The organism is Microbulbifer maximicatervae (SeqCode), assembly GCF_052468095.1.
The window spans coordinates 395,542-416,370 of the sequence record NZ_CP174332.1; the positions used below are offsets into that span (position 1 = coordinate 395,542).

Genomic DNA, 20,829 nt, shown 5'->3' on the forward strand with positions numbered 1-20,829 from the left:
TGGGATATTGATAACTCGCACATTGATGAAATAATAAGCAGGCTTATAATGAGCGGCCTTAGACAGGGAGAGCAGATATGTCCAGGGAAGATGCCGTTACTGAAATGAGTTTTGAACTACACAGTGCAGCACGGCTGCTGCGGCGAAACTTCGACCGCAGAGCCAAGGACCACGGGCTGAGTGGATCCCGCTGGCAGGTGCTTTGGCATCTACTGCGCGAGGAGGGCCTCAAGCAGGCAGAGTTGGCCGAGCGCCTGGACCTAGCGCCGATCAGTCTGGCGCGCCAGCTGGATAACCTCCAGCAGGAGGGACTGGTGGAGCGGAGGCCCGATCCCGAGGACCGGCGCTGTTTCCGTATTTATCTGACGGAGCAGGCAATGCCGGCCCTTGAGTTACTGGGCGGTGTAGCCCAGCAGACCCGCAGTGAGGCACTTGCGGGCTTTTCCGCCGCAGAGGTGGATCAATTGCAGTCGCTGCTATTGCGGTTGCGCAAGAATTTGACACGTGAAGAGATTGAATGTGACTGAAAAGCTGTCCATTAAGCTAGACCGCGCCGGACAACGAGAGTTCGCACTCTCCTTTTTCCTGGTACTGGCCGTCCTGATAGGGGGATGGAACCTGTTGCGCGGTAGCGATATTGTCGAGACAGAGAACGCTTACGTGAAAGCGGACAAGATTTCCCTGGCGCCCGAGGTTAGTGGTGTTGTCACTCAGGTGCTGGTGAGTGCCAACCAGGTCGTGGAGAAAGGGCAATTATTGATTCAGATCGACCGCACGGCCTTCGAACTGGCGGTGACTGAGGCGGAGGCGCGCCTGGCCCAGGTGCGCAACGAATTGCTCGCTCGTCGTTCGGAATATGCTGAAGCAGATGCTGCGTTGCAGCAGGCACGCAAAGATGCGGACTTTTACCGCCGCCAATTGGAGCGCAATGAAAAACTGAGCAAGGTGGCGTTTTCCGAGGCGGAGCTGGACAGCGCCCGCCAGCAGCTGGAGCGGGCCCGTGCACAGATCACCATTAATGCTGAGAAGCTCTCCAGCTTGCGCGCTGAACTGGGAGGTGATCCCAGTATTGCCCTGGAAGAGCAGGCAGATTTAAAAGTGGCTCAAGCGCAACTGGATACCGCCCGCTACCAGTTATCGCGCACGCGCATTATTGCTCCTGTGGATGGCACTATTGCCAATACCGTACCCAAGGTGGGGGAGATGGCCACTCTGGGCATTAACCTGCTGCAAATGATTGGCTCCACTGGCCTTTGGGTGGAGGCCAACCTGAAAGAGACTGAGCTGGGTCGCGTGCGCACGGGTCAGCAAGCGGAAGTGACCCTGGATGCCTACCCGGATTTTGAGTGGCAGGCTCAGGTGGACAGTATGAGCCCCGCCAGTGGCAGTGAGTTTGCTTCCACACCGCCGCAGAATGCCAGTGGCAAGTGGGAGAAAGTCGTGCAGCGGGTGCCGGTGCGATTGCGTCTATACCCCCTCAAGGATTCTCCGCCTCTGCGCGCAGGTATGAGCGCCAAGGTACGAATTGATACCAGTGAAGACGATAAAGTGGTGTCGGCCCGTGCAACGAGCGGTGAAAGCGGCAGGGTGGTGCTTTAACTGGGCTTGAGAGAGAGGTTTCTGGGCCCGATAGAACTCGGGCCCGAGAGCTGCACCTAGTTGCTTATTGAACTCGGTGCCAAGTTTGTGTGCGGTAGAGGAAGCCCAGGTAGCCGCGCAGCTTAAGGGTGTTGTCATCCTCCAGCCAGACTTTAAGGTCGTAAATCTTGCCTTTTACCGGGTCGAGAATTTCCCCGTCCTCGTATTTTTTCCCTTTCTTTTCCAGCCCGCTGATGACATCCATGCCGACAATGGGCTTACCTTTCAGGTCGCCTGGGCACTTGTCGCAAACGGTGTCGTTAGGCTTCATCAGAAGATCCACTACCTTGCCGTAATACTTCCCATCCTTTTCATAGATGTTGACGATGGACTTTGTCTCTCCGGTCTCGTCATCGATAGTGCGCCAGTTGCCCAGGATATCTGCAGCACTGGCCTGCAGGGCGAACAGCAGGCCAAAGGTGGCCAGAAGCAGGTTTCTAATCATCACTTATTTTCCTATGTAAAGTAGGGTGACCCGGATATTACATCAAGTCACCTGTGAGGGCAGTGGGCTAGTCGTCATCAGGTAAAATCTAACAGTCAAAAAGTAGCATTTGGCCACATATCCCTGCCTTTTCTCTCTATTTGTTCCAATTTCGGGACCTTTGTGAGTTACCCAAAGGCACCTTTAAGAGGAACAGCTCAAGGGGATACGCTTGCCGGATTCTGGCGGTGCACTGGCCCAGACTTCCCGCTCCGGGTGCTCGGCGAAAGGGGATTGCAGTAACTGGCGCAGAGTCCGCAAAGGATGATAGTCGCCATCTTCAGCAGCCTCGATGACCTTCTGTGCCAAATAGTTGCGCAGAATGTATTTCGGGTTGACTGACAGCATGGCTAGATTGCGCTCCCGGGAGTTATTTGTCTCCCGGGTGAGGCGGCGATCATAGTGCTCCAGCCATTGATCCAGGGCGCTGTGGTGAGTGGGTTTGAGTAACTCGTGCAAAGCGCTGGCCGGACGCTCCCCCCGGTAGTGGGCCAGGGCGCGGAAAAACAGGCTGTAGTCGGCCTGGCCGTGTTGTAGCAACTTCAGCAGTTCCGAGCAGAGGGCCTGGTCGCCATCTTCTTCTTTTTCCAGGCCCAGTTTGGCCCGCATACGTTGCGCATAGGCCTCGCTTACCACCGGCTGGAATTGCTCCAGGCATTCGCGTAGGGCGTCTACACCGACAAAGGCCGACAGTGCATGGGCGAGAGCATTCAGGTTCCACAGTACGACTCCAGGCTGTTGCTCAAAGGCGTAACGGCCGGTGTGGTCGGAGTGATTGCAGATAAAAGTGGGGTCGTAGTCGTCCAGGAAGGCGTAGGGCCCGTAGTCAAAGGTGTCGCCAATAATCGACATGTTGTCGGTGTTGAGCACGCCGTGGGCAAAGCCTACGGACTGCCAGGCTGCCACTAGCTCTGCACTGCGCCGGGTGGTAAAGCGCAGCAGTGCTTCAGCTTGGTCTCCCACTGCCATACCCTCTGTACCCGGTATAAAGCGTCGGCAAATAACCCCGATCAACTCCTGCAGGGCCTCCAGTTGCTTGGTGTAAAACAGGTATTCAAAGTGACCGAAACGCACGTGGCTCTCCGCCACTCGGATCAGCATGGCCCCGGTTTCGATTTTCTCTCGGGTGACTGGTTCGTCGCTTCCAACAATGCACAGTGCCCGGGTGCTGGGAATACCAAGGCCGTAGAGTGCCTCACTGGCGAGGTACTCCCGTATGGTGGAGCGCAATACTGCGCGGCCATCGCCAAAGCGGGAGTAGGGCGTTTTTCCTGCACCCTTTAGATGCAGTTCCCAGCGCCGGCCTTCACTCTCGATTTCACCCAACAGCAGTGCTCGCCCATCCCCCAGGTCCGGGTTGTAGACCCCGAACTGGTGACCGGTGTATTTCATCGCAAATGGGCGGCTTCCCTTAAACAGGCGGGCGCCACAGCCCAGCTCGGCCCAGGCGGGGTCAGATTTCTCGTTGGGATCTATTCCCAATAGTTGCAGCACTGAAGGGTTGGTATCGATTACCTTGGGGTGGCGGAAAGGAGTGGGTGCTATGGGGGTGCCAAAGGCTTCCCCCATATCCGCATAGTGGTGTTCGAGAGTGACTTCGCTCAGTTTCATAGCTTTTGATTGTAGGGTGAATATTTGCGTAAAACGCCAGTGTCCAAAGTGGCTCACAAGGGCCCCAGGCTCTTACACCGCCGTTATCTGTAGGGGCCGATTCTGTGAGCGCCAGTGTTGCTCTTCCTGCTCCAGCAATTCTGCAATTGCCGGGCTATCCTCCAGCCACTGTTGATCGGCTTCCAGGTGATAGGCGTCTCCCTGGTCATATAGCTTTAAGCCATCCAGGCTGCGTTCGGTGCGGTCCCGGTGAATAATACATCCGAGGCGCAGGCATAACAGAAGATCTGGGCTGGGATGGAAGCCATAGTGCTCCCGTGGCGGCTTGATTCTTCCCCGTTGGTTTTGCACCAGGTAGGCCAGGTGCTCCTGTTCACTTTTGGCAAATCCGGCCATATCGGCGTGTTTAACCATATAGGCCCCCAGCTTGCGGAAGCTGCTGTGAGTTAGGGCCAGGCCGGTTTCGTGCAACTGGATAGCCCAGTGCAGTCGCACCTTGCCTTCTGGTGGGTACTGGGGGCGCAACTGCTGCAGGAGCTTGAGTGAGGAGGAACTGACACGCTTAGCCTGGTTGGTATCTACCTGCCAGCGCTCTACCATGGCGGCAATCGTATCTGCACGTCGATCCCCGCCGTGCAAGCGCCCGGCCAAGTCGTGCACAATGCCCTCGCGGATTGCATAGGGGGAGACTTCCATACGCATAATGTCGAGTTCGCAGAATATTGCATGCAGTATCGCCAGGCCGGCAGCGAAAACTGGGCGACGCTCTTCATCCAGGTAGGGTAAATCCAGGTCCGTGATATGTTTGGCGGAGGAAACCCGGTGCGCAAGCTGATCGATATCCCCTCGCTTGATCGCCTTTACTTCACCATCATTGCAAATCCTGGCAACCGCTTTGATAGTCCCGGAGCAACCGGTAACTTCCGCGCCTTCGGCAATATGCTGTAGCTCCTGCAATTCGGCCCGCGCCGCTCGCCGCGCGCGCTGGAAGTGGTTTACAGTGTTGCGGCTGATCAGGCCATCGGCGAAGAAACGTTTACTGTAGGAAACACAGCCTATATCCAGGCTTTCCAGTTGCTGTGGAGTATCACCACCGCGAACCAGCTCCGTGGAGCCACCGCCAATATCAATAATGCAGCGCAAGCGAGGGGGGCCATTGGCGGCGGCGAGAACCCCGGTGAAGATCAGGCGGGCCTCCTCGATACCGCTGATAATTTCCACTGGCACACCGAGTATTGATTCCACTTCTTCCAAAAAGCCATCGGCATTGGCCGCAGCCATACGCAGTGTATTTGTACCCACGACACGCACATGGTCGAGGGGCAGTTTATCCATCACTGGTTGAAAGCGTTGCAGAGCAGCCAGGGCCCGTTCGGTTACCGCTGGGTCCAAGTGGTGGTTAATATCCAGACCCTCGGCCAGGCGCACCATGGCTCTGTCTGTGTGCAGGCGTACCATGCGCTGATCGCGAAATTCCGCCAGGAGCAGATGAAAACTGTTTGAGCCCAAATCTAGGGCGGCATAGCGTTCGTTTGGAGCTTGCATCAATATCCCGCTGAAAGCGCTAATGTATGGAGTCGGACGCTCTATTATTCATTTTGCCACTTTTCAGTCCAATAGTGGGTGCAGTCTATTTACAGCGCACCAAAAAGGCGCCACCTATAAAAGTGTTACAAAATTATTAAATATCTTTTATAAATAAAAGATATTTTTTATTTATTTGTGCCAATTTATGGACTGAAACAGTGTGGCAGAAAACTGTGAAGCCATACTAGATCGTTATATTGCTATAGGCGCTTGCTCACAGCCACATTTCAGTGGCATATTTCTTTACTTAATCTTGACCCTCAGCCCCGTGTTAAGGCCGCTTCCAGAATAATCTGGATTTTTAAACTGCCGTCAGATACTGGGTGCGTTTTATGGTTTTGCAATGTCTAACGATGTGCCTCTATTTCCCAAAGAGTTGAGCTGGCTTTCATTTAACGAGCGTGTTTTACAGGAGGTGGAAGATGAAAGTGTGCCTGTTATTGAGCGCGTACATTTTTTGGGAATCTTCTCTAATAACCTGGATGAGTTTTTCCGTGTGCATGTTGCAGCGGTACGTCGTTTAGCAGCCTTTTCCGTTGGCGGAGAAAAGAAGGAATATTACAGTAATCTATTGCAATCGATTAATAATCGAGTGTTGAGGTTACAGTTGCGCTATGCGAAGGCCTATAACAAAGCTTTAAAGGATCTGGCAAAGCATGATATCCATGTGGTTAGGGAGACTTCGCTTAGCGATAACCAGCGCCAGTTTGTAGAAAGTTACTTTCACCGGGAAGTGCTGCCGGAGTTGGAGCCATTCTTTATCGATGGGCGCAAGCCCATGCCATTGATTAATGAAACCAGTATCTATTTTGCGATAGCACTTGAATTGGATGATGGTACCGAGCGCTATGTGGCAATGGAGATTCCTACGGATACACTTCCCCGCTTTGTGGAGATTCCTCCACGGGAGGGGAAGCGGGAGAAAGTCTACATCGTTCTCGATAATATTATCCGGGGATGCCTTAAAGAAATATTTCGCCATGTGGTGCCTATCGCTAAAGCCAGCGCCTATACCTTTAAGATCAGTCGCGATGCTGAGTTGGAGTTAAGTGAAGAGGTAACCCAGAATATTCTCGATCGAATGGAGCGCTCACTAAAAAAGAGAAAGCGCGCAGATCCGGTGCGTATGGCCTACGATGGCGATATGCCTGAGGCTCTGCTGGAGTTGGTGAAGAAGAAACTGAAAATGGGTCGTTATGATACCTATACCCCCGGTGGGCGTTATCACAACTCCAAAGATCTGATGAAATTCCCGGGAGAATCCGCCCGACTTCGCTATAAGCGCCTCACACCTCTGCCAGCCTTACCGAAAAATGAAAGTGTATTTTCACAGCTGTGCGCAGGGGATCGGCTTTATTATTATCCCTATTATGACTTCCATGCAATTGTCAATTTCCTGGCATCTGCCGCACTAGACCCCCAGGTTAAAGAAATTCGGATTAATCTCTACCGGGTAGCAAAGAACTCCCGTGTAGTTGCGGCTCTGGTTAATGCGGTTCGCAATAACAAAAAAGTGACTGCGGTGGTGGAGTTGCGGGCGCGCTTTGATGAAAAGGCCAATATCCACTGGTCCCATGAGTTGAGCGATGCCGGAGTGAATGTAGTGTATGGCATGCCCAACCTCAAAGTACACTGCAAGTTAATTTCTGTGCTTCGCCGCGAGGATGGCAAAGACCGTTTCTACAGCCATCTTGGCACCGGTAACTTTAATGAGAATACAGCGAAGGTCTATTGTGATTTTAGCTTATTGACCAATAACCAGGAGCTGGGTAGGGACGTGTACAATGTATTTGAGTTTATGCAGGCACCGCGTAAGCGCCCTTCTTTTAAACGTATTATCACTTCACCATTTTTCTATCGGGATGCGATTACTGCGGCGATAGATCGTGAAATTGATGCCGCCCAGGCAGGGAAGGAAGCGGCGCTGTTTTTCAAGTGTAATAACCTTGTGGATAGTCAGATTATTGAGCAGCTGTATCGCGCCAGTGCCGCAGGGGTAAAAATTCGTATTATCGTTCGTGGGATGTGTGCATTGGTTTGTGAAACTCCGGGCGTATCAGACAATATTCGTATTATCAGTTTGGTTGATAAGTACCTGGAGCATGCCCGGGTCTATATTTTTCACAATGGTGGTGATGAGCTGATGTGGTTGTCTTCGGCGGACCTGATGAAACGAAACCTGGATCAGCGAGTTGAAGTCACTTTCCCGCTTATGAATCCGGAGCACCAGGCTACAGTTCGCAAAATTATGGAATTGCAGTGGAGTGATAATCAGAAGGCGCGGCTGATTGATGCCAAGCAAACAAATTCCAAGTTAGCTAATGAGGGACGAAAAGGTTGTCGATCCCAGGATGCCATCTATCGCTTTTTAAAGCAGCGCGAGGCGGAATAGTATAGACCGCAGTAATGGGCTGCAGACCTTTCCTGTATTAAAAGGTGACCCTTCAGTTTGTCTGTGGGGTCACAAATAGCATTTGCACTGCTAACATTTTTATTCTACCCAGTTTGGGCTTCACTCTTGACAGAGTGCATCTTTCCTTTATTTATGGACCCCGCTACCAAGATAGAAACTCTAATGTTGGTTTTAGAACCGATATCACAAGGAGTGAATCCAAAAATACGCTGTCACCTTGTTCTATTATTTTATAGTTAGCCAGATTTTAAGCTCTGTACCAGTAGGGCGGATTTGGGGAGGCTGGTATCTGGATTTTGGTGGTTAATAGTAGAAGCGTTGGTGAAGTGCTCTATCTATGCTGAATGATATTCCTCTATTTCCCAGCGAATTAAGCTGGCTATCTTTTAATGAACGAGTACTACAGGAAGCCGAGGATGAAACAGTCCCAGCTATCGAACGGGTACACTTTCTCGGAATTTTCTCCCAGAATATGGATGAGTTTTTCCGCATTAAGGTGGCTGGTGTGCGGAGGTTGGCGAGTATTGATTCTGGTGTGGGGCAGAGGGAGCACTTTTCCCAGCTATTGAAAACTATTAATGATCGTATTTTGACGCTTGAAAAGCGCTATGCCGAAGCTTATGTCAAAGTGTTATCGGGGTTGAAAAAACATAGTATTTATCTTGTTCGAGAAGATAGCTTAAATAGCCATCAGTTGGGATTTGTAAAAAATTATTTCCATAGCCTGGTTTTACCGGAGTTAGAGCCTTTTTTTATCGATGGCAGATCAGCAATGCCATTGCTGAGTGACAACAATATCTATTTCGCTATCACTCTGAATTTAAAAGGGGAGCCAAACAGATATGCAGTTATGGAGATTCCCACTGCTATTCTTCCCCGCTTCCTGGAAATCCCATCGCGCCAAGGCAGGAAAGAGAAAGTTTACATCGTTCTGGATAATATTATTCGAGTGTGCCTGGAAGAAGTCTTCCGCAATGTCCTGCCTATTCTTTCTGCCAAGGCATATATGTTCAAGATAAGTCGGGATGCAGATATTGAACTGGGGGAGTACGTCAACCGGGATATTCTCGAACGTGTTGAACGGTCGCTCAAACAGCGTAAGCGTGCAGAGCCGGTACGTCTTGCTTACGACATGGAAATGCCTAATACACTGTTGGAGCTGATTAAGAAAAAGCTGAAGATGGGGTCCAGGGATAGTTATACCCCTGGTGGGCGTTATCACAACTCCAAAGATCTTATGGGCTTTGCTCCAGACTCCAAAAGTTGTCGGTATAGAAGGCCGGCACCGCTCTTGGCTTTATCCACCAGTGAAAATATTTTTGACCAATTGCAAGACGATGATGGATTGTTCTGTTATCCGTACCATGATTTTTGGGCAATAACAAATTTCCTTGCTTCGGCCTCTATTGACCCGCTGGTAAAAGAGATACGTATTACCTTGTATCGAATGGCGAAAAACTCAAGGGTAATCGCGGCGTTAATTAATGCGGCTAGAAATAATAAAAAAGTAATTGCGGTTGTTGAATTGCGGGCGAGTTTTGATGAAAAAGCCAATATTTATTGGTCCCGTAAATTAATAGAAGCAGGAGTATTGGTTGTTTACGGCGTTCCTGAAATGGAGGTTCATGCGAAGTTAATTTCTGTAGTTCGCCGTGAGCAGGGAAAGAATCGTTTTTATACCCAGTTGGGAACAGGGAATTTTAACGAGAGTACTGCCCGTGTCTACTGTGATTTCAGTGTATTAACTAATGATCAGGGAGTTGGGCGCGACATCTATAACTTGTTTGAATTTATGCGATTCCCCAATACAAAACAGGTTTTCAAGCATATAATCGTTTCTCCTTTCTCATTGAGAAGTTCCTTTGAGCAGGCCATAGACCGGGAAATAGAGGCGGCCCTTGCTGGGCGTAAAGCTGGTATATTCTTTAAGTGCAACAGCCTGATAGACAGTAAACTGATTGCCCACCTTTATCGGGCGAGCGCTGCGGGAGTAGAGATTCGATTACTCGTTCGCGGTGAGTGCTCTTTGGTATGCGACACCCCTGGATTATCCGACAACATTAAGGTGATCAGTTTGGTGGATAAGTTTCTGGAGCACGCAAGGATTTATGTGTTTCATAATGGTGGTGATGAACTGATGTGGATGTCCTCTGCGAACCTGAAAAACCGCTGTCTGGATCAACGGATCGAAGTCACTTATCCGGTAACCAATTCTCGACACCTCCGAACCATTAAGAAGATCATGGAATTACAGTGGCATGATAATCAGAAGGCCCGCTTAATTGATGCCGGTCAAACCAATACCAGATTGGCTAATGAGGGGAATAGGGGCTGTCGGGCCCAGGACGCTATTTATCGCTACTTGAAGAAGCATTCCCAGAGGTACTAAAAAGGACAGAAGTAAAGCAGTGTGGGGCTCAAGAGTGTATGGAGCATAGAAGCTTTACAGGCTTAAGTGAGTATATCCACGTTATGTTTCAAATACGGTCTACTCACACTAGTGGCAACTCTTTTCTTTAGTTGGGGCTAAATCCCACCAGTTGTCCATCACTAAATGAAAAGCGATACCCCTGGCCCACCTTCAGTCGCTGGCCGCAGGGGGATTGAATTGTAATACGGGGATATTGCGGGGTGGAAATCCAAGTTGCAAAGTCGCCTCTGGGTCCGCGTCCCAGCAGCTGGTAATAGTCTCCATAGTTACAGAAGGCCGCTGGTGTACACCTCTCACTGCCCCATACATAGCCGATTACATCGAACTGTTGGGGAAGGCCATATGACTCTACGAAGGGTTGGCGTGGGTTTTCAGTAAAAGTAAAGACCTCATCAAAGGACAGGGTTGGAAACCCCCGGGCGGGGGTTGCACAGCTGACCACATGGGGTTTTCCTGTGATTCGTGCGTAAGGTGGTGGGCGTTTTGCTGGAGGGAGCTTGCCGGGGATGGACATCTCGCTGGGGAAATAGCCGCAACCGCTGGTCGTCAGCAGGGTATAAGTTGCGGCAACTAGAGCCCAGCGAAAAATATGCACGGATTATCCGCTCCCTTGAAAAAGTCCTCCTACCAATATAGTCATAGATTGGTCGTCTACTTTTGTTGTGCACGGTTATGGGAGCGGCGCGGGAAACGCCACTTGCGTCGATAGGGGAAAGCACTCTCCACATGTCCGGCGCGAATACGATCTTGTAAGAGTTTCCAGAAGCGATAGTTGTATAAATCGCCGTGCTGCTTTTCGAATGCAGCGCGCGCGGTGGGATTGCCAGAGAAGAACAGGCGGAATTCTTCCGGGAAGACGTCGGCTTCTGCGACGGTATACCAGGGCTTGTCGGCCAGCTCCTGCTCAGAGGTATGAGCTTCGGGAATCTTGCGGAAGTTACATTCCGTCAATGGGCAGAGTTCATCGTAATCGTAGAAGACTACCCGCCCGTGACGGGTAACCCCAAAGTTTTTCAGCAACATGTCGCCTGGGAAGATATTCGCGGCTGCCAGTTGTTTGATGGCATTGCCATACTCTTCCATGGCCTCCTTGGTTTGCTCTTCATTGGCGTGTTGCAGGTAGAGGTTAAGCGGTTCCATACGCCGCTCTACATATAGATGTTTGATGATGACCCGCTTCTCATCAATGATCAGTTTTGATGGCGCCACTTCCTGCAGTTCTTTGATCAGCTCTTCACTGAAGCGATTGCGGTAGAAAATAAAGTAAGAGTACTCCTGGGTGTCAGCCATACGGCCGACACGGTCAGAGCGGGATACGAACTTGTACTTTTCCTTTACGATCTTCTCGGTGACAGTTTTCGGCTGGTCGAACTCATCTTTAATGACTTTAAATACCACCGGGTAGGAGGGCAAAGTGAATACACTCATCACCATCCCTTTAATGCCAGGTGCAATAACAAACTTGTCGTTACTGACCTTCATATGGGCGAGGATATGGCGGTAGAACTCGGTCTTACCGTGTTTGTGGAAGCCGATAGAGTTGTAAAGCTCAGACTTCTCCTTGAGCGGCATAATGGTGGACAGGAAGCGCACAAAGCGGGAGGGGATTGGCGCATCCACCATAAAGTAGGAACGGGTAAAGCTGAAAATGATACTGGCGGAGTCGTTATTGTAGATAAGGGTGTCCACAAAAATACCGCCGCGCCCGTTGTTTAGGCAGGGCAGGATCATGGGGATAACTTCGCCGTTAAGGATAATACGCCCCACCAGATAGGCTGCTTTGTTACGGTAGAAAACAGACTCCAGCATATCCACCCGCAAGTGTTTCTCGTTGTCCACATTGGCCAGAGGTGCACTGCGCAGGGATTCGCAGATATGGGCAATGTCGCGCTCCATATTCTCCCAAGGCGTGGAGAAGCTGAAATCCTTGAGAATATCTTCGATCATACACTCGAGGCCGTGGCGGCCGCTGTAACTGATATAGATGCTGTAATCCCGTAGCGGTTTGTCTTCCGGTGCTCGGGACGGCTTGACGAAGATATTGCTGTCGTGAATGTTGGTGTGGTGAAACTGGCTGCAAAACACCGAGTTAAAAAAGGTCTCGGCGATCTCATAATTGCTGTGATTGGCAATCAGCTGTGCATAAGTGGCGCGGGCATCACGCCACAGCTCCAGCTGGCTGGTGTCCTTGCTGGTTACCGAATGGACCAGGTCCACCACTTGGGTGACCTTGGTTTTGTAAAGATCGATCCGGGCTTTATTGGCCTCATGTGCCGCTTGCCAGGAGGCGGTTTCAAAACGGGCCTTGGCGCCCAAAGTGATGTTCTGATAGTCTGCGAAATAGGCGTCAAAACCATTGAGGATGGTTTTAGCGATGCGTCGGGCGGTCGGTGAGTGATTCGTCATGCACTAGACTTTTTTTCTAAGTTACAAGTTATGCTTGCGCCAGCAGTTACCGTAGATAACGGCGTTGGACCCCCTAAGCACACCTCGCTCCGGTCCTGCCCATACTGCCTGGGGCTCTAATTAAGCGGATAGTAGCACGGCACGTCGGAGTCCCAATTGAACGATTGGATCAGTAGCTTTGTCTTTTTCTTTGCTGTGATTGACCCGGTGGGTACTCTGCCAGTGTTTATCGCAGTCACTTCACGACATGCAGAGTGGCAAAAGCGCAGGATAGCCTGGCTGGCAGTACTCGTTGCCACCGGGATCTTGTTGTTCTTTTTGGTCGCAGGGCAATTCTTCCTCGAGGCGATTGGCGTGCCCCTTTCTGCATTTCAGGTAGCTGGAGGCGTCGTCCTGTTCCTGTTTGCCTTAACCATGATATTTGGTGAGAGCAAGCCAGAGCAGGAGATAGAAATCATCCGTGAGGGGCATGAGACAGCGATTTTCCCTCTTGCGGTGCCCTCCATTGCCTCACCCGGAGCCATGCTCGCGGCTGTGGTACTTACAGATAACCATCGATTTGATGTGGTTCATCAGCTGAGTACAGCATCTGCCATGATAGCGGTGTTGGCGATAGTGATATTGCTGCTGCTAACTGCCAACTGGATATATCGATTTATTGGTGATGCCGGGGCCAGTATCGTAAGTCGCGTTATGGGGCTGATCCTGGCCTCAGTAGCAACAACCAATGTACTTGTCGGGATTCAGCAGTTCTTTTCAATTTAACTACTGGCATTTGGTTTTGTACTGGTTGAGCTAAGGCTGCGTTTCTTCTAGAGAGAGTATTGGATTGCCGGTTAGTGTTGGAATTGCGCCCAAGCCTGAATTTCTACTTTATTCACTGTGATTTTGGGACTTCTGAAGCGGTAAAATGATAGAGCTATTGCTGCTGATTTTTGGCGTCTTGATTTGGTATATCAGCACGCTTGCGGCCGGGGGCGGGGCACTGCTCCTTGTTCCAGTGATTAGCTTTATCGTTGGCCCACACCTGGTTGCACCAACGGTAACCATTGCCAAGTGCCTGGCTTCGCCCTACCGGGCCCTGATTTTTTGGTCCTATATTGATTGGCGGGTAGTACGCTGGCTTACCCCGGGAAGCTTAGTCGGGGCATTGCTAGGTGCATATTCCTATACACAGATGTCCCCAGAGTGGATACAAATAGTGGTTGGGCTTTTTTTAATGTCCACGATACTTCAGTATCGCTTTGGCCATAGGGAAAGATCTTTTCCCATGTCACTTCCCTATTTTTTACCTTTGGGATTGGTGACCGCTTTTGCTTCCGGTCTTATTGGGGCAATGGGTCCGCTTAAGAACCCTTTCTTGCTGAATTATGGCCTCGAGAAAGAATCCCTGATAGCCACTAAGGCCTTTAATGGGCTGTTAATGCAGCTTGTAAAGCTGGGAACTTATATTACATTCTCGGCGGTATCCCTAGAGTTGGCATTCTATGGTGTGGCGGCTGGGCTTGGGGGGATTATTGGTGTAACCCTCGCGAAAAGGAGATTGAATCAGGTCAGCTTTAAAAAGTTTAGGAAATACACTCTATTGGTAATGTTCTTGTGTGGCTTGGTACTAGTGATAAAAGCGCTTTATGACATGGCTTAGATTTATAGGGATAGTATTTATAATTTATTGCTAAAACTAACCGTTTGGAAAGCAAAGAATTAAAATTCGGTCCCCTAATTACAATACTATCATCATAAGAATTAGTATAATTTTTTATATCTAGTTTATTAATGACTGCGTTCGAATCCTGCATAGGTGTGATACTGCTGGGGGGTTAGGCCTGTATGGCGTGCCTGAAGATCTTTGGGAAGATCGCCTAAATAGATGACGCGAGTGGGTTCTGCCGTCTTGAGCCAGCGCTCTGAATAATTCTCCCAGGTATCCACATGTTTATGTGCGGCACTTACATCCTTGAAATGCTCGTATACAATAATTTCTCCACTATCAGAAATATAGTACTGATAATTCAGTGTCCCCGTTTCTTGCTGCGAGATTATCTCTACCATTTCATCAACAATTGACTTAAAGGCCTGCTCCTGTCCGTTCTTTATTTTCGCTTCCACAATCCAGCCAACATTATTAAACATAAGTATCTCCAATACGGTTTAAGAGGCTTTGACATAAGTAGTAGAGCAACAAATTTTAGACCCTGGGAGCATGCTGACTGATAAGCAACCCGCCGCTAAATACTAGAGGGGGAGTAACTGCTCTACTCAGGAAGAAGATCAAGCGATGGTCCTAGATATTGTAGACGACATCGTGGCGTCTAGTTTGGTAAGGCTAGCTATTTGATAGCTCTCCAGTTGCACTGAAATTCACCGGGCTCCTTATATCAGAAACCTGCTTGAGGAATGACTAGCGGTTCATTGTTTGGTCTAAGGGAGGGTTCAATACTTGTGTTGTGAGATAAGCCCAATTGTATTCAGCTGTTCTTTAGAGGCTCCTTAATATTTAAGAGTGGCATATTTTCTATATGTACTGATTGGTAAACAACGATGAGATCCCCGGATCAGCAACAATTTCTAAATTTAGCGTTCTAGAGACAATATTTAAATTTGATGTGGGTAGTCAAATGTAATCGTTAACAGGAATTTTCTCTTTGGCGCATTTAAGATTTTGTATTCTTTGTCTCTCCTAATTAATACTTGATTTTAAGGATTAGTCCCAAGGTGTAAGACGGCGTAACAGCCTGTGTACCCTTATTTCAAGCTAAAAGGCATAAAACACATTACTTAAGCGCTTGATAAATGAAGAGTGAAACTGCCAAATAGGGGGAGTAGAAAAAAGTTGTACCTGATAATTTAAAGTCCTTACTAGTGTGTTTTTTGTACAGGTGCGGACTTGTAGAATTCATACATAGCTATTTTATTTAAGTATGAATTGATGACTTTCTTGTATGGAAGCTATTTCTCTGAAATACAACAAGCATTATCAATTCACTTTGGAAGTCAGTATCCATTATGACTGATTTGGTCTTTATGAAGACGGAAATTGTTGCGTATCTACATAGTAAGAATGAAAAAAACAATTGGTGAATTTGAACTGTGGACTCAAAAGGGTGGCTCTAAATGGCACTACCGTTTGGTTTGTTATGCAGTGCTGATGTTCGCCATACTTCTTTCTATGCCCAGTTACCCCCATACGGTTGTGGATATCACCTTGTTGGACGGAGGAAGTAAACCGAGTGGCCTAAATGCAATTTGGCATGATCCATCGGGGTTTGGAAACATTGTTGAAGCTGAAAAATCTTACAAAAATAAACTTTTTCTTCCCCTGGGAACTGCTGGATCTACCGGACTTAAATCTGGAGCCTTCTGGTCTCACTTCATATTAAAAAACTCCAGTAGTGAAACAGTTTATGTCTCAATTGAATATGTGGATAACCAGCTCGATGGGCTGACGGCCTTTTCTAGGATTCAGGGCGGCAGTCAACCTTATACGGAGCTGGCAAGTCTGTCTGCGAATCAGCCTTTTTCCAGTCGAAAAATCAGGCATCATCGCTTTGCTTTTCCATTGGAAATCCCCCCCTTCGCATCAAAGGAAATGATGGTTAAATTTGATGTTGGAGTTTTAGGTGTTGCCTTTCCCAGTATGCGTATTTGGCGACCTGAACAACTTGAAGAGAGGAGTAAGGCTGAGGCCATTTTAACGTCATTTCTTTTTGGTGGTTATTTTTTGATGGCCATTCTTGCGCTGATTGGTGCTATTACTGCGCGTAAGAATATCCTGTATCTATACTCGTTATATTCCGTAACGAAAATTTGGGTGTGGGGATCTTTACTGGGATATACCCACCAATATTTGTTCCAAGAACAATTTGATTGGCGCTATCAATCGATTAGTAGTGCTGTGGCGATTCTGACCGGAATTCTTTTTGCCCGATACTTTCTTGAAACGGCAAAGTACACCCCAAGACTGGATTACTTTTTAAAATTAATTCTACTCAACGGTTTATTCCTGGTTATTTGCGTTGTACTGCAGTGGGAGGCTCTGGGGCACATTTCCATGATGCTCGCTCTGTTTTTCTATCCTGGCGTTGTTGTTGTCGCATTGGTGCGTTGGCGACAGGGGGATACTTCTGCGGCCGTTTTTGCATTAGCCTGGAGCGTTTTGGTGTTGGGGCTTTTGGTGCAGGCGATGAGGGATCTCGGTTATGTGGTGCACAATCCAATTAATTACTATTGGCCCCCGGTTGCCTCTTTTGTTGAGATGTTGGCAATAATGATAGCTATCGGATTACTGGTAAAACGTTTAAGGCAACAAAAAGAGACTGCAGAAAAAAGGTATCTACTACACCTGGAAGCCTCGAGAACTGAGCTGGAGCAACAGGTAAAACTTCGCACACAGGAATTGGAGTACGCTAAAGCCAAGGCTGAAGAGGAGGCGCGCACAGACCCGCTAACAGGTATTTTTAATCGCCGCTGCTTTTTCGAAGAGGCCAGTAATCTGGTGGCTGTGGCAATTAATAACCAAATGCCATTGTGTGTATTAATGCTGGATATCGACAATTTTAAATCTGTTAATGATATTCATGGCCACTTAATCGGCGATCAGGCACTCTGTGCGACTGCCCGAGTAATTTCTCAACACGTGCGGGATGTGGATATCTTCGGGCGTATTGGTGGGGAGGAATTCGCGCTAGTACTCAGCTCCAATGTCGAAGGAGCTATGAAGGTTGCCAATCGTATACACCGGGATATCGCTAAAATCGTGATTAAAAGTGCAGTTGGGCAAGCCCAGTTTACCGCAAGTATTGGCATAGCCCGTCTGCAGGGGCGAGAAGATATCCTGGAGCTAATGCGACGGGCAGACTCTGCGTTGTATCAGGCCAAACGCGCTGGACGTAATCGTATTGTGGAGTGCGCTGAAGCTACGTAAATTAGCGCACGTAGGTAACGGCATTGAGTACTTTTTGACGTATATTCTCCGGAAGGGGCACCAGGCCCAAGCTTCCGGCCTGGCTTTGGGATGCGTTACTCAACATAAAGACCAGCATTTGCCTTAATGCCTGTGCTTTTTGATCATCCTGGTCTGCGTAGAGCAACAGCCAGGAAAAACTGGTAATGGGATAGGCTGTTTCTCCTTTGGGGTCCCAAATCCAGGCGATTAGGTTGGGAGCTCCACTAATTGGTAGTGATGCTTTTGGAAATTCAATCTCTGAAAGAGCCTCTGCTCCGCTCTTGGGGCCTGCGGCAATATAGTTTCCCGCGTGGTTTTCCAGTGAAGCCACAGGTAGGTTTACCAGTTGAGCAAATCCGTGCTCCACATAGCCAATGGCCCCAACTTTCTTTCTTACTTTAGCGGCTACGCCTTGATTGCCCGGCGCTCTTTTAAATCTGGGCAGTTTTGGCCAACTGGGTGTTCTGTCCAAACCAATTTTTTCGCGAAACTCTTGACTCACACTGCTCATATGCCCAGAAAAAATATAGGAGGTACCCGAACTTTCAGAACGGGTAACAACGGTGATCTCATCCCTTGGCAACTTGATATCGGGATTTACAGCTGCAATCTTGGGATCATCCCAGTGGGTGATTTCCCCCAGAAAAATCCCCACATAAGCTTCCCTGGACAGTTTTAGATTATCGATCCCGGGGAGGTTAAATACCAGTACCACTTCCCCAGCAGTAACCGGCAGTACCACGCCACCACCTTTTAGGTTGCGTAACTCATCGATCTCAATAGCAGCATCTGAGGCGGCAAAATCGACTGTGTGACCGAGAAAGTCTCTGATGCCATCACCGCTACTGCTCATCTCGTAGAAAATAAATATGTTGTTTTCCCGATGGGTGAACTGCCGAAACCACTCTACATAGATTGGGTAGGGGAAACTGGCGCCACTGCCCCGGAGATTGACCGGATTTTCCGGTACCTGGGCAGATCCCGGTGTGGCGGCAAGGATAAAACTGGCAGTTGCCAGCACGGCGGTAAGGCGGCGTAAAAGGGTTGCACACCTCGATATCATAGGGACCTCGGCTTATAGGCCTCTGGCAACCTGCCTATAGGCGGGATGAGAGGCCGAAAACTGCTTTAGATTAAAATTTTAGCAGGGTCCCTGGTTCGTCATATCAATTGCCTAGCTACCGACTATTTGGTCGTCCTCGCGGTAGATGGCCAGTACCGACGGCCGAGGTGGTAACTGGGGATTATTATCTGGCCACCGGTGCAGGGGATTGTCATAAGTTGAGTTGCGTGAATCGGCGGGGTGCTGCACAGCAATAAATAGTGTTTTTCCGTCGGGGGTAAATTCCGGCCCGCATACCTCAGCCCCTTGGGGGCAGCCAAAAAAATGCTTGGGTGCCGCTCGCAAAGGCCCTTCAGTAGCCATTGCCCAAAGTCCATCGTGGAACCCAAAGCGCTCACAGCCATCAGTAGCAATCCACATATTGCCCCTGGGGTCGAAAGCAACGTTATCGGGATTGGCAAACCAGCCGTGCTCAGAGATATCGTAAGGGGACTGCTGTCCATAGGCGCCCCTTTCAGCGGGGTTTTCAGCATTGGGATTTCCGCCAAGTAGAAATTGCTGCCACTGAAATTGTGCGCTTGTGTGGTTGCGGTTTCCCTTCTTCCCGGGGGGCGCTATTTCCAATACATGGCCGGCAGTATTGCGGGCGCGGGGGTTGGCGGCATCGGTATCGCTGCGCTTCTTGTTTTTGGTCAGCATTACATAGGTGCAATCATTGTGGGGGTTAGTCTCCACGTCCTCCGGCCGATCCATTGGCGTGGCTCCCAGTAGCGCGGCTGCGCGGCGCGCATCAATCATTACATCTGCTTGATTGCGAAAACCATTCTCTGCGGTCAGTGGGCCCTGGCCATATATCAGCGGCAGCCATTCGCCACTGCCATCGTCGGCAAAGCGCGCGGCATAGAGCGAGCCATTAACGAGTAGCTTTCGGTTTGTATCGGGATCTTCGGGCTGATAGTTATCTTGGGATACATAGCGATAGACAAATTGATGTTCATCATCATCGCCGCCGTAAGCAACGATCGGTTGTCCCGGTTTACAGACCAGGGTAAAGCCTTCGTGCTCAAAACGCCCAAAACTGGTCAGTTTGCGCGGTTTTGATTGGGGGTTATAGGGGTCAAACTCCACCATCCAGCCGAATCGGTTGGGCTCATGGGGTTCTACCTGAATATCAAATCGGCGGTCGTGGTCACCCCAGTTGCGATTTTCCGGTTTTATACCAAAAAGTTGATGGTTTTCGATCTCCAGGGAATCTTCGAGCTTTTTTGGGTCTCCCTGAAAAGCGCCACCAAACCCCTCTTCAGCAATTAATACGGTTCCCCATGGGGTTTTTCCTCCTGCACAGTTACCTATGGTACCGAGGACCTGGGTTCCGCTGGGATCTTGGTGGGTCTTCAAACGTTCGTCGCCTGCGGCCGGGCCAGTGATTTCCATTGGCGTCGTAGAAGTTATCCGCCGGTTATAGGGACTGTCAGCCACTACTTTCCAGCCCTGTTTACTTCTTCGAATTTCCACGATGGAGTGTCCGCAGGCGGCCTGTTCAATGGCCACATGCTCGGCACTCACTCCTCTGGTGGCACTGTATTCGTCGTTATAACCGGGAAACATTAGATGGGGCTGGGTGTATTCGTGATTGACACATAAAAGCCCGCGATCACTATTTTTACTTTGTATATGCAGGTATCCATGGGTTGAACTGATCCCCGCTGCCAAGGGCATAAAAGCAATAAAATCGTTGTTGTAACCGAATCGCTGTTCCTGGCTACTGGCGCTAAGTTCTTCAGGCTGAAAAGATGTTTCCTCTCTATGTAAGGGATCTCCCCACCTCAATAGAACCGTGGATTTATAACCCTCTGGTAGATGGTGTTGGTAATCCAGGCCATGGGGGATTTCTTTAAAGGTGAGGGAGTTGCGTGTGGGATTTTCACTTTCACTACAGCCGGGTAGTAAGCTGCTTACAGTACCGGTGGCGGTTACACCACCCAGGACTTTAAATAGAGAGCGGCGTGCTGGGTTTTTGGGGCTTTCGTTCATGACTGCTCCATATTTGGCTTCAGTATATGACGCTTTTTACTGTTAATTGCCTTGATGGTTCTTTTTAAGGCGATTGATATCTGTGTAAATAGCAGGGCTTACATCTATCGTCGCAGTACTAATTGACTATGTGATGACAAGCTTAAAAAAAATGTCACGTAAAGTTCATAGCGGCCTTCTAGTCTGCGTCCAATTCAATTAACCACCGGTAATGTGG

15 protein-coding genes are annotated in these 20,829 nt (G+C 49.3%); 7 read left to right on the forward strand and 8 right to left on the reverse strand.

Going from position 1 to position 20,829, the window contains the following annotated elements; all coding sequences use genetic code 11:
• The first annotated feature begins 77 nt into the window (after positions 1-77).
• Together ACJJIL_RS01750 and ACJJIL_RS01755 are read left to right on the forward strand one after the other, a co-directional pair.
• Positions 78-527, forward strand: coding sequence for a MarR family winged helix-turn-helix transcriptional regulator (locus ACJJIL_RS01750; protein WP_282931135.1), 450 nt, complete (start codon positions 78-80; stop codon positions 525-527).
• On the forward strand, positions 520-1,599 hold the full coding sequence (locus ACJJIL_RS01755) for an HlyD family secretion protein (RefSeq protein ID WP_282931136.1): 1,080 nt from the start codon (positions 520-522) through the stop codon (positions 1,597-1,599). The genes ACJJIL_RS01750 and ACJJIL_RS01755 overlap by 8 nt, the downstream gene beginning before the upstream one ends.
• Before the next feature lie 64 nt (positions 1,600-1,663).
• On the opposite strand, the gene ACJJIL_RS01760 is transcribed toward ACJJIL_RS01755, so the two are convergent.
• The 3 genes from ACJJIL_RS01760 to ACJJIL_RS01770 form a co-directional block, all read right to left on the reverse strand.
• Positions 1,664-2,083 carry a DUF2147 domain-containing protein gene (locus ACJJIL_RS01760; protein WP_445361061.1) on the reverse strand — a complete coding sequence of 140 codons (420 nt, stop codon included), beginning with the start codon at positions 2,081-2,083 and terminating at the stop codon, positions 1,664-1,666.
• Between the two features lie 183 nt (positions 2,084-2,266).
• Positions 2,267-3,733 carry a protein adenylyltransferase SelO gene (locus tag ACJJIL_RS01765; RefSeq protein WP_445361062.1) on the reverse strand — a complete coding sequence of 489 codons (1,467 nt, stop codon included), beginning with the start codon at positions 3,731-3,733 and terminating at the stop codon, positions 2,267-2,269.
• Positions 3,734-3,805: 72 nt separating this feature from the next.
• A complete protein-coding gene (locus ACJJIL_RS01770) occupies positions 3,806-5,278 on the reverse strand; it encodes a Ppx/GppA phosphatase family protein (protein WP_445361063.1) in 1,473 nt (490 codons plus the stop codon).
• Between the two features lie 385 nt (positions 5,279-5,663).
• On the opposite strand from ACJJIL_RS01770, the gene ppk1 (ACJJIL_RS01775) reads away from it, so the two are divergent.
• Both ppk1 (ACJJIL_RS01775) and ppk1 (ACJJIL_RS01780) read left to right on the forward strand, forming a co-directional pair.
• Entirely contained in the window at positions 5,664-7,712 is a 2,049-nt protein-coding gene (gene ppk1 / locus ACJJIL_RS01775) for a polyphosphate kinase 1 (RefSeq protein ID WP_444911591.1), read from the forward strand.
• Between the two features lie 358 nt (positions 7,713-8,070).
• Entirely contained in the window at positions 8,071-10,122 is a 2,052-nt protein-coding gene (gene ppk1 / locus ACJJIL_RS01780; protein WP_445361064.1) for a polyphosphate kinase 1, read from the forward strand.
• A gap of 127 nt (positions 10,123-10,249) precedes the next feature.
• On the opposite strand, the gene ACJJIL_RS01785 is transcribed toward ppk1 (ACJJIL_RS01780), so the two are convergent.
• Both ACJJIL_RS01785 and aceK read right to left on the reverse strand, forming a co-directional pair.
• On the reverse strand, positions 10,250-10,759 hold the full coding sequence (locus tag ACJJIL_RS01785; protein WP_282931142.1) for a hypothetical protein: 510 nt from the start codon (positions 10,757-10,759) through the stop codon (positions 10,250-10,252).
• A 56-nt stretch (positions 10,760-10,815) separates the two neighbouring features.
• Positions 10,816-12,570 carry a bifunctional isocitrate dehydrogenase kinase/phosphatase gene (gene aceK / locus ACJJIL_RS01790; protein WP_445361065.1) on the reverse strand — a complete coding sequence of 585 codons (1,755 nt, stop codon included), beginning with the start codon at positions 12,568-12,570 and terminating at the stop codon, positions 10,816-10,818.
• A 156-nt stretch (positions 12,571-12,726) separates the two neighbouring features.
• Between aceK and ACJJIL_RS01795 the strand changes: the two genes are divergently transcribed.
• Complete coding sequence (locus ACJJIL_RS01795) at positions 12,727-13,335, forward strand: MarC family protein (RefSeq protein ID WP_282931144.1); 609 nt, start codon at positions 12,727-12,729, stop codon at positions 13,333-13,335.
• Positions 13,336-13,480: 145 nt separating this feature from the next.
• Positions 13,481-14,215, forward strand: coding sequence for a sulfite exporter TauE/SafE family protein (locus ACJJIL_RS01800; RefSeq protein WP_444892098.1), 735 nt, complete (start codon positions 13,481-13,483; stop codon positions 14,213-14,215).
• A 128-nt stretch (positions 14,216-14,343) separates the two neighbouring features.
• Here ACJJIL_RS01800 and ACJJIL_RS01805 read toward each other — a convergent pair whose 3' ends face one another.
• Positions 14,344-14,703, reverse strand: a complete 360-nt coding sequence (locus tag ACJJIL_RS01805; protein ID WP_445361066.1) for a putative quinol monooxygenase — start codon at positions 14,701-14,703, stop codon at positions 14,344-14,346.
• Between the two features lie 928 nt (positions 14,704-15,631).
• On the opposite strand from ACJJIL_RS01805, the gene ACJJIL_RS01810 reads away from it, so the two are divergent.
• Complete coding sequence (locus tag ACJJIL_RS01810; RefSeq protein WP_445361067.1) at positions 15,632-17,494, forward strand: sensor domain-containing diguanylate cyclase; 1,863 nt, start codon at positions 15,632-15,634, stop codon at positions 17,492-17,494.
• A 1-nt stretch (position 17,495) separates the two neighbouring features.
• Here ACJJIL_RS01810 and pstS read toward each other — a convergent pair whose 3' ends face one another.
• Both pstS and ACJJIL_RS01820 read right to left on the reverse strand, forming a co-directional pair.
• Positions 17,496-18,578 carry a phosphate ABC transporter substrate-binding protein PstS gene (gene pstS, locus ACJJIL_RS01815; protein ID WP_444934259.1) on the reverse strand — a complete coding sequence of 361 codons (1,083 nt, stop codon included), beginning with the start codon at positions 18,576-18,578 and terminating at the stop codon, positions 17,496-17,498.
• Positions 18,579-18,689: 111 nt separating this feature from the next.
• Positions 18,690-20,612 (reverse strand): PhoX family protein, encoded by a 1,923-nt coding sequence (locus ACJJIL_RS01820; protein ID WP_445361068.1) that lies wholly within the window; start codon positions 20,610-20,612, stop codon positions 18,690-18,692.
• Positions 20,613-20,829 lie beyond the last annotated feature (217 nt).